Below are 13,222 nucleotides of genomic sequence, written 5' to 3' on the forward strand. Positions count from 1 at the left end.
CCGTCATCTCCTCTCGCCGTCTTCAGGGGGACGGTTCAGGGCAAGCCAGTAGAACCCTGCCTGCGAGACTGCCTTGATGAACTCGTCAAAAGCGATCGGTTTCACCAGAAAGCTGTTTACACCGAGCTTGTAGCTTTGAAGGCGATCCTTCTCCTCAGTCGAGGAAGTGAGCATGACGACCGGAATCGTCTTGGTCGCCTCATTCGCCCTCAGCTTCTCCAGAACTTCCAGCCCGTCGACCTTCGGAAGCTTCAGATCGAGAAAAATCACCCGTGGTTTCCGGTTGATGTCCCGGCCGCTGAACTTCCCGTCGGAGAAGAAGTAGTCGAGCGCCTCGGCACCGTCGCTGAGAGTGAGAATCTTGTTGGTTATGTTGTGCTTTCTGAGAGCTCTGAGAGTCAGCTCCAGATCGTGCGGGTTATCCTCGACAATCAGAATTTCCACATCGGTCAATTCTTCCTCTTTCATCGCCTCTCCTTTTCCCCCTCACTTGTTTCATCTCGCTCCGGCCGCGCATCAGCCGCGGGCAATGTGAACCAGAACGTCGCTCCTTCTCCGAGCTGCGACTCGGCTCCGACCTCGCCTCCGTGCTTCTCGACGATCCTTTTGACGATCGACAGCCCCACTCCGGTGCCCTCGAACTCATCTCCGTGGAGTCGCTGGAAAACACCGAAAAGCTTGCCGGCATACCGGGAGTCGAATCCGACGCCCTGGTCCTCGATCAGATACCGGTTGAACTTTTCACCGCGCTCACCCCGGAGGCGGATGGTTCCCCCGGGCTTCCGTTCGCTGTACTTGATCGCGTTCGAAACGAGGTTCTCCACGACCTGTTTCGTCATTGCGGGATCCGCCTGGGCCGGTGGAAGGGCTTCAAGTTCGAATTCGACCGTTTTTCCGAGCCTGGCGGCCGCCGCGGCGACCAGCTCCTGCGTGAGCCGGCTCATGTCGACGGTCGTGGTCCTGACTTCCTGCCGCGACACACGCGAGAACGCCAGCAGGTCGGAGATGAGATCACCCATCGTCTCCGTATTCGTCCGGATGATTCCGAGATACCGCTTCGCCTCGTCGTCGAGGCGAGGACCGTATTCATCCTGCAGGATCTGCGAAAAGCCCGCGATCGCACGCAGCGGAGCCCTCAGATCATGCGAGATCGAGTACGAGAAGGATTCGAGCTCCCCATTCAGTTTCTGAAGCTCTGCCGTCCGCCTTGCTACACGGGCCTCCAGTTCGTCCTTCGCTCTGCGCAATCCTCGTGTCGCTTCGGCCCGCTCATCATCGATTTCCTGCAGCTGTACGGCACTTCGCCAGATCAGAAAAGACAAGGCGAGCATCTCGAGCGCCACGAAGAGTGGTAACGCAAAGCTTCTGCTGAAGAGCTGTGCGTCTCTGGCCATCCCGATGACCAGTCCCAGCGCCAGAGTCCCCACGAGAGCCGACGGGAGAAACCAGCGCAGCATCCGGCCCGCCGCGTTCGGTTGCGACAATGCGCGAGCGATCCCCCATTCCGTGTCGGAGCAGAGGACAGCGACTCCGAACACCATCAGACCGGCTGCCGTCAGAGGGCTGATCATCACGAATCGCTGAACGCCTTCGACATCGTCGATGCGGAACAGACGAGCGAGCAGGGCCACACCCGCAATACTTATCGCCGTCACCGTGAGCCAGTCCGCCGCGGCCCGAGCCAACCTCTCCGTCCTCATCAGCAGATAGCCCGACGTGACCAGCAGCAGCACCGAGAATGCTCCGAGGTGGACGGCCGGAAACCCACCAAAGACGAACGAGACCATCAGGGTTGCAAAAGCCAGGACCGAAAGGGCCCGCGCCACTCCCAGGCCCACCTTCCTTCTGAAATGAAATGAAATGACGGCCAGTGAAGCAAGAAGAGCCGGAAGATCCATTTCGATGGCCAGGCTGAGCGAGCTCATCAGCCACGACCGCCCCACCAGGTCGATCATGCTCCCGACCGCCACCGCAACGGCACACCAGAGCGAGAGTTGGCGGAGGCGCCAGGCGTGAAGGTGCAGCAGGTCATCAGACGCCCAGAGACCATCGGAATCCGATGCGACAGTCCGACGCCCGAAGATCGGAGCTTCCGATCGTTCCGCCTGTGCAGTCGCCTCCTGCCCGCCCATCTCTGCCTCCATCAACAAGGTAGCGTCTCGGAGAGCTCCTCGGATCCCTGGTCAGGACCCGGAAACACGCCCGCTCTTCTGTTACGTCTTCACGAGTTTTCGGTTTTGCCCATCTTACACCGAACGCGCAGAAAAGGACGATTCGCATCGGAGGCGAATGACATCCCGGCCGGCGCCGGCACCCACTTTTTCAGCTGAACGGATCAACCACCAATGGCGACAGAATTGATCACCATTTCAATTTCAGGAAACATGCCACTCGGAGCCGACAAAACAGGAGGCGCTCGGAGATCCTCCGATTCCGGGTGCAGATCGACATGAACGCTTCAGAACAGACTGTTCCGGTCAGGAGATCGGTTAGACTCTCCGACCCGATGAGTCTGCGACGCGCCGTCTGGCGGGCGGCACCCTTCCTATCGATTCCGCTCTTCGTGATCCTCTGGCAGACCGCCGTCATGCTCGACCCTCGCCCGCTCGTTCCCTCGCCCGTCGCGGTGGCGGCGGGGACGCTCGAGCTTCTGGAGCGCGGGCTGCTGTTCCGATACATCGTCGCCTCTCTTTTCCGCACCACCTGGGGGTATCTGCTTGCGGTCGGACTCGCCGTCCCGCTCGGCGTCTGGCTCGGCCTCGCACCCCGCGCACGAGCCGCAGCAGGTCCGCTGCTCCAGATCCTCCGGCCGATCTCCGCGCTCGCATGGATTCCGCTCGCGATCCTCTGGTTCGGCGTGGGCGATCTCTCCGCGATCTTTCTGATCTTCATCGCGTCGTTTCTCCCGATGATCGCGGTGACGATGCAGGCGGTGCGTCAGGTCGATCCGGTCTTTCTCGATGCCGGCCGAAACTTCGGACTCGATCGCAATGCCATGGTCCGGCGAATCGTCATTCCCGCGATCCTCCCCCGCCTCTTCGTCGGTATGCGGATCACGCTCGGCGTGTCCTGGCTCGTCGTCGTCGCCGCCGAAATGATCGCCGTCAATTCCGGACTCGGGTTTCTCATTATCGAGGCGCGCAATGCCGGCAATCGCTACGACCTCGTGGTCGCCGGCATGGTGATGATCGGGCTGCTGGGCCTCGTACTCGACCTCGCCATGCGGCGGCTCGAACGCCTTCCTGCCGTGCGCTGGGGGTACGTCCGATGACGTCTAAAGTGGAGATGGTCGACGTCAATCGGCAATTCCGCACCGACGAGGGGAAGGTGGAAGCTCTGCGCGACATCCGTCTCTCGGTTCGTGCGGGTGAGCTGATCTGCCTTCTCGGACCGTCCGGTTGCGGGAAATCGACGCTGCTCAACATCGTTGCCGGATTTCTCGCTCCATCGAGCGGAACCGTCACGATCGACGGGGAGCCGGTGACCGGCCCCGACCGCCGCAGAATCTTCGTCTTTCAGGAGCGCGGCGTCTTTCCGTGGCTCACAGTCGAGGGAAACATCGCCTTCGGTCTCGACCATCTTCCACCTGCCGAAGCACGCGAACGGATCGCGCACTACATCGCGATGGTCGGCCTCCGCGGATTCGAGCGCGCTTACCCCCATGAGCTGTCGGGAGGGATGAAACAGCGCGTCGAGGTGGCGCGCGCATTCGCCGTCGATCCGGACGTCCTCTTCCTCGACGAGCCGTTCGGCGCGCTCGACTCGATCACGCGGCTCCAGATGCGACGCGAGCTGCTTCGGCTCTGGGAGGCCGAACGAAAGACGATTCTCTTCGTCACTCACGACATCGAGGAGTCGGTTCAGCTCGCCGACAGGGTCGTCGTCATGACTGCGCGCCCCGGCAGGATCCGGCGCATCGTCGAGATCGACATTCCGCACCCGCGCGATCTGAGCGATCCGCGCTATATCGAGCTCCGCGACTCGATCTTCGCGGAGATCGGACTGGCTCATCAGGTATGACCCGCCCGCTCATCGAACGGATCGCCCTCCCGCTCGGCACCGCCGTCGCAATACTCGTGCTGTGGTCGCTCCTCGTCCGAGCGACCGGCACGCCCGTCTTTCCCTCGCCTTCCGAGGTCGTCGCCGGATTCGGTGAGCTCGCGCGCCGCGGCGTGCTGCTTTCGTACATCGGTGATTCGCTCCGCCGCGTCGCCATCGGTTTCGGGCTGGCCATCGCGATCGGAATCCCAATCGGGATTTTTTCCGGATGGTTCGGCCTGCTCGACCGTGCGCTCAATCCGCTCGTCCAGTCGCTGCGACCGATCAGTCCGCTCGCCTGGATGCCGCTCGCGGTGATCTGGTTCGGCATCGGCGACGCTGCACCGGTGTTCCTCATCTTTCTCGGTGGAGTCTTTCCGCTGATTGTTGCGGCTGCCGATGGCGTGAGAAACGTTCCCGCGATCTACCTCCGCGCCGGATCCAACTTCGGGCTTTCGACACTCCAGGTCCTCGTTCGCGTAGTCTTCCCCGCCAGCCTTCCCTCGATCCTGACCGGTCTCCGCATCGCGCTCGGCATCTCCTGGCTGGTGCTCGTCGCGGCCGAAATGATCGCCGTCGATTCCGGACTCGGCTACCTGATCATCGATGCGCGCAACGCAGGCAAGCGGTACGATCTGGTCGTCACAGGGATGATCCTGATCGGCGTGATCGGGCTCCTGCTCGACACCACCACGCGACTGATTGAGCGACTCCCCTCGGTTCGATGGGGATTTCGTGATTAATCCGGCCGAATTCAAAAGGAGCTGCAGCATGACGATGCGTAAGAAGATGATGCTGGCGACGGTTGCATGGGTCAGTCTGGTCACGATCCTCCATGGAGCATGGAACGTGAACTGGTCGGTCGTGATCAACGGGCTCGTTCCTCCGGACGAGAGAAAGCTCAACGTCGCATACATCCCGGTCACGTGACATCTCGCGTGCCCGGTGACCGACTACATCTCGGCCTACTCGGACCACGGCAATCTTTTCATTCCGAGGCTCTTCCAGGGCTTTCCGGAGATCAAAGAGGCGCTGATGTCCGACCGGATCCAGGCGGGATTCATGGTCGCACCGATGGCAATCGCCCTGCGGGCTCAGGGCGTACCGCTCAGAATCACCTACCTCGGGCATCGTTACGGAAGCGCGGTCGTCGTCGGAAAGGATTCCGACATCCGCTCACCCGCCGATCTCCGCGGGCGTACGATCGCCATTCCCAGCCGCTTTTCCAATGAACGGCTGATCGTCTACAGGGTCCTGAAGGACTTCGGGATCCCGCCATCGGAGGTGAAGCTCGTCGAGATGGCACCTCCCGACGTCCCGGCTGCGCTCGCCGCCGGGGCGATCGACGCATTCTCGATGGGCGAACCGTTTCCGTCGCAGGCCGAGATGGCGGGGTTCGGCCGCGTTCTGTTCCACGCGAAGGACTACTGGCCGGACTACACCTCCTGCGTCCTGGTGGTGAGACAGGACGTGATCGACGAGCGCCCCGAGGCGGTCCAGATCCTCGTCGACGGGATCGCGCGATCGGGACTCTGGCTCGACGAGGGGAAGAGGAACCGCGAGCACGCTGCCGATTTCGTCGGACGCTACTACTACCGCCAGGACCCGACGCTTCTCCGCTGGGCGCTGACGAACCCGCTCGACCGTGTGCGCTATACGCCGCTGACCCCGTACGAGGACGAGTTCGACGAGATCGTCGGGCTGATGATCGAGACCGGTGTTCTCGAGCGCCACATCCCCTTTTCGGACTACGTCGACACCCGATTCGCAGAGGGTGCGCGAGAAGAGACCGCGTGGAGATACGAGCCCGGCAGCGGCAGAGCGGAATGATCTTCGGCGGAGGGGCGCCCAATCACCGGAGCCCCCGCCGGATGATTGTTGTTTCAGGTTCGGTTTCGAGGATCGCGGCCCGCCGGAGGCTCGCCCTCCCGGTCAAGCCTTGCATCGCGCAAGTTCGCGACGGGGCGGCTTTGCAGGAGCCTCGCCCTCCCGGTGATGGGGGAAATTCCACAAGTTTGCGACGGTGCCAGGCAGGGAGGCTGGCCCTCCCCGGGCTAGTCGAGCTCCGGATGTCCCCACGGTGTCGGAGGTGACGGAACGGGCGTGGTCAGATCGAACTCGCCCTGGAAGAGACGGCCGTGCCCCGGACGCGCGAGCTCGTAGAGAAATCGCTCGCCCGGCTCGATCTCCATCGCCCACACGTTGACCAACGAAGCCGTCAGCCCGTTCTCCTCGAACGTCCGGATCGACTCCTCGTCGACCGGAAACTCCTGCCGAACCTCGGTGCCCGCGGTGGCCGTCTCGCCACCATACATCGTGACCGCGTCCTCGGTTCCGTCCTCATGCCGGTGATCATGCTTCAGTCTCAGTCCGGTGTCGGTGCGCGTCAGTATCCAGGTGCGGCTGTGATCATCGCCGACGTGGAAGGGGATTCTGATCTCGTCGTCCGAGCATTCCCGGATATGCATCACCAGAGACTTGCCGGTAAATGGGTCCTCGCCGCTCGGTGGAGGCTCGTCGGCGACGATTCTGCCGGCGAACGCCTGGTTGCAATGCTCCGCGATTCGTTCGAGGAACAGATCCGCGGGTTCCGTCTCCGTCACCGTCGTCTCGACGGGAAGGCGCTCCGCCTCGTCGCCGCATGCGATGAAGAGAATGGCGACGGCGAGAAACGGGCTCGAAGCTTTCATCGATCGAGCCTATCCCGGCGTGGAGATCGAGGCAAGATCAGGGTGCTGAGCGTGCTTCGAACAGCGCCCGTGAGACCACTGCGAGATCCTCGGCTTCGTCAGCTCGCGCTTCGATCGAAGCGCGCCGCTCGAGAAAGAGCGCAAAGTTCTCGAACAATTTTTCGTGCTGTTCGGCGCTCAGCTCCGCTCTCGATTTCTCCCGTACATAGCCTTCGTCGATCAGCGCGAGGGATGAATCGCGGGTGAGCAACTGGATCAGCATGCTCGAAACTGCGAAGCGCCACGAATCATTCGGGGCATGCAGCGCGGATCTCGCAATCGGTGCGAGCTCGTCAGTACCGGCGTGAAGCAGGGTCTCGAGGTTGCTCTCCACCCGCCTTAAGACTTTGACGGGGCTTCGCGCTGCGTCGAACTCCGGTGACGCGTCGATGATCTCGAGCGTCGCGGGGAGAAAGAGCGGATCCCGGACCGAACGATCCAGAGCACTGTAGATCTCGGGTCGCAGAAGGCGTCCGGAATTGCAGGCGCTGAGGATCACGAGCTCGACACCCGTGCCGGCAAGATTCTCCTGCAGAGCCCCGACCGAGATGTAGGAGCGTGGGTCCGATGGCTTCTTGCTCGATTGAAGCTTGAGCCCGTGGCCATTCGTACCGTGAGACTCGACCACCAGAACCTCGACCGGCTCGAGAAGGGGGTCGGCATTGTGAGCTCTGATTCGATCGAGAACGGCCCACCAGTCGGGACTCTCGATGTAGAGAAACCCGAGGCGTTCATAGAACCGCTCGTTGTCAGGATCGGAGAAATCGGGGCTGAATACGATGGCGGTGCCACTGCCGATGCGGTTGAGCTCATCCGCATCCGCGGCGAAACCGCACGTGAGCGCGAGAACGATCGCTCCCGCGATTCTCCAGAAATCTCCGGCGGCTCTGTCGAAGTGACTCTTCATCTGCTCTCGAAACGACGGAGCGACGCGGCGGCTGCCGCGTCACCCCATTCGAATCTCGAAATGTTTATTCTTTTCTCGTCGTACGTCTGACGGGCTCTTCTTCGACTTCAATGACGGGAGGGGGCGTCACCTGAACGGTGCGTACCGGCTCCGTCTCGACTACGATCGTCTCTTCCTCTTCCACTACCGGGGAATCGCTCTGGGTGATCGTGACCGACGGCTCCGGTGGGGGCGTCGGATTCAGGTTGGTGTTCGTTCCCGAGGCCTTCATGTTCCCGGCTCCGGTCTGGCTGCTCGGGAACTCCTGTCCTACCGCGGAGTCGATGTGTCCGGGAGGTCCGAGCGGGTCAGCGGTCTGTCCGGTTGCAACGGTGTCCGATTCTGAGGTTTCATAAGTGACATCGTCGTCGGTCGTTGCGCATCCCATGGCGAAAGTCAATCCGAGGGCTGCTGCCAGTCCCATCGTTTTCCTCGTCCAGCTGTTTCTCTTCTGTTCCATGTCTGGTCTCCTTCTGATTGGGTGAGTCTGTAAAGGTCATCGGAACGGACCTTCCGCCGATGACTTATTTTTAGAATTAAATCAAAAGGCGTGCCGATTGTTGACAATCAGGAGTCAGCGATCCGGGGTCGGGAACCGACGGGTCAGAAGGACGGGGCTTGGAGCGCGCGAAAATGGAGCACCCGGGTGGGGTCGATCCGGCTGCGGGGTTTCGCAGCTCAGGCGTCGCCTGACCCCCGAATGCCGCTCCTCAACCGCAGACGTCGAAATACCCGAGAAGATCGCTGATGGCGTCGGGGTCACCGACTGTTCCTTCGAGATCGCTCCCGGTGACCGTCGTCTCGGAATCGCGGCGCTGAAACCACACGCCCCACCGCTCCCGATCATCGTCGCAAGGGATCGTCATCAGTGTGAAGAGCGCCGGAAGCGCCACGTCAGATTCGCTGATCTCTCCCTCCCTCACAGAGTAGGGTACGGTGCGACCGTCGACCTCCACGGTCGATTCGAGGAGAAGCTCGTCGGTACGGATTCGCGTCCCCATCTCGTCGAGAACATTTCCAGCGGTTCCCGCGACGTAAGCATCGACCTTCGACTCGCCGCCCCGGATCGATTCGTTGTAGACGAAGCCTCGGGTTGCCTCCGCAAATCCGTCAGGATGGTCGGCGACCCTCGCCGAACGGACGAGACCCATCGAAATGCTGAATCCCGCGTGATACCCGGGCGGGAGGGAGGTCCCTCCGAGGATCTCCTTTGCCTTCTGCTCGCGCATTTCGGGATTCGACTGCTCCTCGACCATCGAAGCGAGCTTGCCGCTTCCCCAGTACATGGCGCCGATCACCAGTGCGACAGCAAGGAGGATGAGCAGCAGACAACCCCCGAGAAGCCAGATCCAGACCGGTCGCTTCGAGCGCTCCTGCACGACGCGAATCATACCGCAGGGAGTCGGCGATGCGGTCAACCCTGGGTGGCGATGGTTTCCACTGGCCGGGAGTCATCCAGACCATCATCGGGAGCGCCCGTAGGTGCTGCCGGAAGCTCGAATGCGAACAGGGCCCCGCCGCCGACGAGGTTGTCCACCTCGATCGATCCACCATGAGCCTCGACGATCGCGCGCGCGATCTTCAGGCCGAGTCCCGCCCCGAGATGCGCCGTCTTCTTCGCCTGCCAGAACGGATCGAACAGATGAGGGAGATCCGCGGGCGCGATTCCAGGGCCGTTGTCGCACACCTCGAAACGGATGATGCGATCGCGCCGGACGAGCGAGACCCGAACCATCCCCCCGGAGGGGGTGAACTTGAACGCGTTTCCAATGAGGTTTCCCAGGGCCTGCGCGAGCCGGTCGGGGTCTCCCATGATCTCCGGCAGAGTTTCATCGATCGAAGTCTCGAGCTGAATCTCCTTCGAATCGGCGATCGGCTCGTGCCCTGCCACGACCTCCTTCACGACTTCCGCCGGTTTGACCAAGTCACGGCGGATTTGAAGCGCACCGTGATCGATTTTCGTCACGTCCAGGAGATCTCGGATGAGCCGCTCCATCCGTCCGGTCGTCGTGAGGATCGTCTCAACATGCTCGGCTCGCTCCTCGGGCGACGCGTCCGGGAGGAGCTCGGCGCTCAGGGCGATCGTCGTGAGCGGGCTTCTGAGATCATGGGAGACGACTCCGAGAATCTCATCGCGCATCCGTACGAGGTCCTGCTCGCGCTCGAGCGCGCCCTGCCGTGCATCCGACTCTTCCTCGAGCATCGAAGCGAGCTGGCGGAGACGCGCGATGATCCAGATCACCACCAGTGCGGCACCCATTGCCATTAGAACCAGCCCGACCGTCAGCCAGACCTGGATCTGAGTGAGGCGCTCGACTTGCTGACGCCGACCCGCCTGAACGCGCGTGATCGATTCGTCGAGTCGTCGGATCGCTTCGATCACATCCGGATAATTCGATTCGAAAGCGAGGCGTTGCGAGTCGACACTCCGCTGCACCGAGAGATGCCACAGCTCGAGACGATTCCCGAGCTCCTCGAGACGCATCTGGTATTCGGAGCCCAGGCGCCCGCGATGTGCCTGCAGAATTCGCATGGCCGCTCGCTGCGGCTCGATGGCCCTGCGATATCGTTCGGTCGACTGGGGAGCACCGGATGCAGCCGCGCGCGTCAGCGATGCGATCTGCTCGCTCATCCGGAAGCTGATCTCGTTGAGTGCCGCTCGGGCGGGGTCGGCGTGCTGCTCGAGCTCATCACGGATTCCCTCCATTCGCTGGTTCAGCAGGATCGGAAGCGTGACGAGCGCAGCGAGCGAAATGACGACAACGCTGGCGGCCGCAATCATCAGGGCTGCGGATGGACGTCGACGGTCCTCGAGTGCCGCGGATTGACGACCATTCATGATCGCGCTGCCATCCTGCGGAATTCACGCCACTGAGCTCACATTCCGTGCAGCGCAAGAGCCGAAAGATGCAGGTTCCGTCGTTAAGGTTTGTCGCATCGCCCGGCGATGCCTCCCACGGGACGGCCAGCCAGTCACGCGCGCGGCGCGTACATGATCACCATGATGCCGGCGAGACAGATCGAGCCTCCGAGGATGTCGAACCGGTCCGGCGTCACGCGGTCGATCAGCCAGCCCCAGAAGATCGACAGGACTACGAAAACACCGCCGTAGGCCGCATACACCCTGCCGAAGTTCGCCGGCTGAAGCGTCGGGATGACACCGTAAAGAATCAACAGGACCGCTCCGGCGATGGCGAAGGCGATCGTCCGATTCCCCCGAAGCCAGAGCCAGACACCATATCCCCCGCCGATCTCGCAAAGGCCGGCAATAACGAACAGCATCATCGATCGAACCATCCTCCACCTCCGAGCTCATATCGCGTATCGACCTCGATTCTACGGGAAAGGCCGGCACGTTCACTTCCGTTTCCCTTCTCCCCGCGCTACGCTGTTTCGCGAGTTGACCACACAATCCGATCCGCACGGATACACTGACAGGAAGAAGCGGGTTCTCTTCATCTGCACGCACAACTCGGCGCGGAGCCAGATGGCCGAGGGGCTCCTCCGTCATCTCGCGGGAGACCGATTCGAAGCCGAGAGCGCCGGGACCGAGCGGACGCACGTCCGCCCTCTCGCGATCCGAGCGATGGCCGAGATCGGAATCGACATTTCGCGACAGACGTCCAAGACGCTCGAGCGGTTCCGAACTGACCGGTGGGACTACGTGATCACCGTCTGCGATCAGGCGAACGAGTCGTGCCCGCTCTTCCCCGGCGGCGAGGCACGCCTCCACTGGAGTTTCGATGACCCCTCCTCGGCGACCGGTTCGGAGGCAGAACGGCTCGCCGTGTTTCGCCGCGTCAGAGATCAGATCCGCGAGCGGATCGAGTCACTTCTTTCCGATGACGCCGCGCGCACGACGGCGAAATGATCCTGCGGGGATCGACCCGTGTCACGAGCACCCCGAATGGAAGCCATTCTGCCATCTTAATGGTATCCTGCTGCCATGTTGACTACCATCGACCAGGCAGGCCGGATCGTGATTCCGAAGGAGATTCGGGATCGGGCAGGACTCACGCCGGGCACCGAGATCGAGGTCGAGTACACGGGCGCCTCGATTACGATTCATCGCGCCGTCCCCGCGCCCAAGCTCGATCGCGTAGGCGGCCGGATCGTCGCCCGTCCCTCCGGTCCCGCGGAAGGGCGTCCCCCGGTCGACGTTGCCGCCATCGTCGAAGCGGAACGCGAGCGATGGCGAGACTGACGATCAGGGAGCTCTTCGTCGACACGAGCGTACTGCTCGCGGGCATCATCGATTTCGGCCAGAGCGCGAAGCCGGCCCAGGCGCTCATGGACCGTGTCGCCGAAGGGTCCGGCAAGCCGCTGACCGCCTGGCACTGCTGCCTCGAGTTCTATTCGGTCGCGACCCGCCTTCCGGAAGAGTACCGGCTCATGCCGGCCGATGCCACGCTGATCGTCCTCGAGGAGCTTCTCGGGCGCTTCTCGGTCAGAGACCTCCCGTCCCGCAGCCGGAAGTCATTCGTCGATTCACTTCCGCGGGACGCCGTGGCCGGCGGAAAGATCTACGACGCGCACATCGCCGACATCGCCCGTCATTCAGGTGCTGCGGCGGTCGTCACCGAGAACCAGCGCGACTTCATCACACTCCTCCGTCATGGAGTTCCCGTGCTCAGCCCGACCGAGGCCCTCGACCGGCTCTGAACCGGCCGCCATCTGGCTGCCGCCCATTTCCGACGGGACAATCCGGCATAACAGCCAGCAGCGAAAAAATCCACCATCCACATTCTCCCCTTCCCGATCGCCCAATTTCGGGTTACGATCCCGCTCGCCATTCGACGATCGTAAGAGGTCAGGGAGGTCCTTCGATGAATCGGAATCCGAGTCGGCTTGTCCCACCAGCGCGATCCGACGTGTTCGCCCCGTCGCCTCGCCTCACCATCGCATTGATTTCGTCCGCCAACCAGAGGCGGATCGACTAGAGAAGGGCCGCTGACCACGGCAGAAAGGATCATTTCCATGAAATCGATTCAGACAACACTCATCGGACTCACAACTCTGTTTCTCGTCGCCTCCTGCGCATCGGTACCGATTACAACGGCAGTGGAGGTTCCCCCCGGATCGGAGATCGGGATCATCTCGCTTCGCGACTGTGTGATCACGGGACAGGAAGAGGACTGCACCGGTTCGGGAGAGCAGGCAGCGGAGGCATTCGCGGAGGCGTTCAATGAAGGAACGTTCGAGGCCCGCGTGCTCGATCGGCCAGTTGCCGACAACATGGTCCTCAGCGACGAGGAAGCCGCCGAGTATGGGCGGGCGCAGGGCGTCGAGTACGTCATCAACGGCGAGGTCGACGACTTCTATTCGGTGGCCGCGATGACCTTCCGAAGCGACCGCGCCGCCGTGTCGGTCCGTCTGATCCGAACCTCCGACGGGCTCGTCGTCACTTCGTACAGCCGACCGGGAGTGGCGAGCAGTAACTTCGTGACGCCAAAGGGAATGATCAAGGATCTCGCGATCGAGCTTCGCAACGCGCTCTGAGAATCGAGGG

Annotated in this window: 17 protein-coding genes; 9 read left to right on the top strand and 8 right to left on the bottom strand. The window is 62.3% G+C overall.

Annotated features, from left to right (window positions below; genetic code table 11):
- Positions 1-3 precede the first annotated feature (3 nt).
- Positions 4-468: a response regulator gene (locus KY459_05505; protein MBW3564160.1), complete on the bottom strand. Its 465-nt coding sequence runs from the start codon at positions 466-468 to the stop codon at positions 4-6.
- Positions 465-2,132: a hypothetical protein gene (locus tag KY459_05510; protein MBW3564161.1), complete on the bottom strand. Its 1,668-nt coding sequence runs from the start codon at positions 2,130-2,132 to the stop codon at positions 465-467. The genes KY459_05505 and KY459_05510 overlap by 4 nt, the downstream gene beginning before the upstream one ends.
- A 374-nt stretch (positions 2,133-2,506) precedes the next feature.
- Between KY459_05510 and KY459_05515 the strand changes: the two genes are divergently transcribed.
- Genes KY459_05515 through KY459_05535 form a run of 5 tightly spaced genes read left to right on the top strand, consistent with a single transcriptional unit; the run spans position 2,507 to position 5,868 of the window.
- Positions 2,507-3,271: an ABC transporter permease gene (locus KY459_05515; protein ID MBW3564162.1), complete on the top strand. Its 765-nt coding sequence runs from the start codon at positions 2,507-2,509 to the stop codon at positions 3,269-3,271.
- Complete coding sequence (locus KY459_05520) at positions 3,268-4,020, top strand: ABC transporter ATP-binding protein (GenBank protein MBW3564163.1); 753 nt, start codon at positions 3,268-3,270, stop codon at positions 4,018-4,020. Before KY459_05515 ends, KY459_05520 begins: the two co-directional genes overlap by 4 nt.
- Positions 4,017-4,781, top strand: a complete 765-nt coding sequence (locus KY459_05525; protein MBW3564164.1) for an ABC transporter permease — start codon at positions 4,017-4,019, stop codon at positions 4,779-4,781. Before KY459_05520 ends, KY459_05525 begins: the two co-directional genes overlap by 4 nt.
- A gap of 28 nt (positions 4,782-4,809) precedes the next feature.
- Positions 4,810-4,968, top strand: a complete 159-nt coding sequence (locus KY459_05530; protein ID MBW3564165.1) for a hypothetical protein — start codon at positions 4,810-4,812, stop codon at positions 4,966-4,968.
- Positions 4,969-4,983: 15 nt separating this feature from the next.
- Positions 4,984-5,868: an ABC transporter substrate-binding protein gene (locus tag KY459_05535; protein MBW3564166.1), complete on the top strand. Its 885-nt coding sequence runs from the start codon at positions 4,984-4,986 to the stop codon at positions 5,866-5,868.
- Between the two features lie 224 nt (positions 5,869-6,092).
- On the opposite strand, the gene KY459_05540 is transcribed toward KY459_05535, so the two are convergent.
- From KY459_05540 to KY459_05565, 6 genes are all read right to left on the bottom strand, one after another.
- On the bottom strand, positions 6,093-6,728 hold the full coding sequence (locus KY459_05540) for a hypothetical protein (GenBank protein ID MBW3564167.1): 636 nt from the start codon (positions 6,726-6,728) through the stop codon (positions 6,093-6,095).
- Between the two features lie 37 nt (positions 6,729-6,765).
- Positions 6,766-7,674, bottom strand: coding sequence for a hypothetical protein (locus KY459_05545; GenBank protein MBW3564168.1), 909 nt, complete (start codon positions 7,672-7,674; stop codon positions 6,766-6,768).
- A 64-nt stretch (positions 7,675-7,738) separates the two neighbouring features.
- Positions 7,739-8,173, bottom strand: a complete 435-nt coding sequence (locus KY459_05550; GenBank protein MBW3564169.1) for a hypothetical protein — start codon at positions 8,171-8,173, stop codon at positions 7,739-7,741.
- Between the two features lie 250 nt (positions 8,174-8,423).
- On the bottom strand, positions 8,424-9,104 hold the full coding sequence (locus tag KY459_05555; GenBank protein MBW3564170.1) for a hypothetical protein: 681 nt from the start codon (positions 9,102-9,104) through the stop codon (positions 8,424-8,426).
- A 23-nt stretch (positions 9,105-9,127) separates the two neighbouring features.
- The gene (locus KY459_05560) at positions 9,128-10,552 is read right to left on the bottom strand and encodes a hypothetical protein (GenBank protein ID MBW3564171.1); all 1,425 of its coding nucleotides are present in this window, start codon (positions 10,550-10,552) and stop codon (positions 9,128-9,130) included.
- 134 nt (positions 10,553-10,686) lie between these two features.
- On the bottom strand, positions 10,687-10,998 hold the full coding sequence (locus KY459_05565; protein ID MBW3564172.1) for a YnfA family protein: 312 nt from the start codon (positions 10,996-10,998) through the stop codon (positions 10,687-10,689).
- On the opposite strand from KY459_05565, the gene KY459_05570 reads away from it, so the two are divergent.
- The 4 genes from KY459_05570 (at position 10,904) to KY459_05585 (ending at position 13,212) form a co-directional block, all read left to right on the top strand.
- Entirely contained in the window at positions 10,904-11,584 is a 681-nt protein-coding gene (locus tag KY459_05570) for an arsenate reductase ArsC (GenBank protein MBW3564173.1), read from the top strand. The two genes, KY459_05565 and KY459_05570, sit on opposite strands and share 95 nt — an antisense overlap.
- 75 nt (positions 11,585-11,659) lie before the next feature.
- On the top strand, positions 11,660-11,917 hold the full coding sequence (locus KY459_05575) for an AbrB/MazE/SpoVT family DNA-binding domain-containing protein (GenBank protein MBW3564174.1): 258 nt from the start codon (positions 11,660-11,662) through the stop codon (positions 11,915-11,917).
- Complete coding sequence (locus KY459_05580; GenBank protein ID MBW3564175.1) at positions 11,905-12,375, top strand: PIN domain-containing protein; 471 nt, start codon at positions 11,905-11,907, stop codon at positions 12,373-12,375. Before KY459_05575 ends, KY459_05580 begins: the two co-directional genes overlap by 13 nt.
- Positions 12,376-12,690: 315 nt before the next feature.
- Positions 12,691-13,212 carry a hypothetical protein gene (locus tag KY459_05585; protein ID MBW3564176.1) on the top strand — a complete coding sequence of 174 codons (522 nt, stop codon included), beginning with the start codon at positions 12,691-12,693 and terminating at the stop codon, positions 13,210-13,212.
- Positions 13,213-13,222: the final 10 nt, after the last annotated feature.

It is taken from the genome of Acidobacteriota bacterium, assembly GCA_019347945.1.
GTDB lineage: Bacteria > Acidobacteriota > Thermoanaerobaculia > Gp7-AA8 > JAHWKK01 > JAHWKK01.